We start from the raw sequence: 1,713 nt of genomic DNA on the forward strand, positions 1-1,713 counted from the left end.
AGCACCATATACAGCATCAAGCTGTATAACTATAGTATGAGTATTAAATACAAGTCAAACAAGAACATTGTCTACTCTTGCAAATATCATATTGTGTGGTGTCCCAAGTATCGTCGCAAGGTTCTAGTTGAAGGCGTCGATATCCGTCTGAAGGAAATATTATTAGAGGTTGCAACTGAGTTTAAGAGCGAATTAATTGAAATGGAAGTGATGCCAGATCATGTTCACCTTTTAGTCGAATGCGATCCTCAATTTGGGATTGCTAAACTCATTCGGTATATGAAAGGGCGCTCATCTCGATATCTCCGCCAAGAATTTCCTTGGCTAAAAAGTCGATTGCCAACGTTGTGGACTAATAGCTACTTTATTTCAACCGTTGGCGGTGCACCTATTTCGGTAGTCAAGCAGTATATTGAGAATCAAAAAAATGTCTAGTTATGGTTGCCAACAAAATTTAATTAGCGCAGATCGAACTTTAAAAAGCATCTTAGAATTTGTTTGTGAAGAGTCAAACAAGTTAGCTAATTGTGGACTTTACTACTCTCGGCAATTGTATTTCAAAACTGGAAAATTTCCAAGTAAAGCCACTTTGCACAGGCTGTTAAAAGGCAATCTCCACTTCAAAGCCTTGTACTCTCACGTAGCTCAACAGACTTTAACAACTGTGGCAGAGTCATTCCAGTCGTATATTGGACTACTTAAGGGTGTCAAAAATGGTACAGTCACGCAACACCCTAAACTGCCGGGATACCGCAAAAATAGCCTCAAGCTGGCGACGTTTCCCAAGGCAGATGTAAAGTTGAAAAGCGGGCAACTAAGGTTTCCATTGGGAGGTAAGGTTAAAACATGGTTTGGAGTTAGTGAATTCTATCTACCAATGCCGTCAAACTTAGATTACGACCAAATCCGAGAAATTCGCATCTTACCGAGGAATGGGCAATTTTATGCTGAATTTGTCTATAAAATTCAGCCAATAACAGTTGAATTAGATGCCAGTAAAGTTCTAGGTATTGACCCAGGATTAAATAATTGGTTGACCTGTGTTTCCAATGTGGGAACAAGTTTGATTATAGATGGATTGCACCTAAAATCATTAAATCAGTGGTATAACAAACGAGTTGCAACAATCAAAGAGAACAAGCCTCAAGGCTTTTGGTCTAAACGATTAGGGAGGATTACGGAGAAACGGAATAGGCAAGTTAGAGATGCCGTCAATAAAGCAGCTAAATTAGTATTGAATCATTGCCTGCAAAACCAAATAGGCACTGTTGTATTTGGCTGGAACAAAGGAATGCGTCAAGAAATCAATCTTGGAAGTAAAACAAACCAAAGTTTTGTGCAAATTCCAACAGCCCGATTAAAGGATAGAATTTCTCAACTTTGCGAGCAACATGGCATTCAATTTGTTGAAACTGAAGAAAGCTATACGAGTAAGGCGAGTTTTTTGGATGAGGATGAACTACCTAAGTTCGGTGAAAAACCTGAAGGGTGGAAAGAATCTGGAAAACGTGTCAGTCGCGGCTTGTATCGTTCAAAAGATGGAAGCAAAATCAATGCAGACTGCAACGGTGCTGCGAATATTTTGCGAAAAGTAGCGGCAACTTTAGGGCTTTGTCTTGAAGGAGTCAGTAGAGGCGCTTTGATTTCGCCTTTGAAAGTTCGCATTTGGACTCTTCAAGAATCCCCGTCCCGGAGCGGGCTGGGGAGTATCAA

2 protein-coding genes are annotated in these 1,713 nt (G+C 40.2%); both read left to right on the plus strand.

Features of this window, described 5'->3' with window-relative positions:
• Window positions 1–36 precede the first annotated feature (36 nt).
• Window positions 37–435 carry an IS200/IS605 family transposase gene (tnpA, locus tag JGK07_RS00200; protein WP_293194019.1) on the plus strand — a complete coding sequence of 133 codons (399 nt, stop codon included), beginning with the start codon at window positions 37–39 and terminating at the stop codon, window positions 433–435.
• Window positions 428–1,713 (plus strand): transposase (locus JGK07_RS00205; protein WP_293194017.1); only part of this gene is annotated, 1,286 nt, incomplete at its 3' end. The genes tnpA and JGK07_RS00205, both read left to right, overlap by 8 nt.

This window comes from Microcoleus sp. PH2017_24_DOB_U_A (assembly GCF_020738205.1).
Classification (GTDB): Bacteria; Cyanobacteriota; Cyanobacteriia; order Cyanobacteriales; family Microcoleaceae; genus Microcoleus.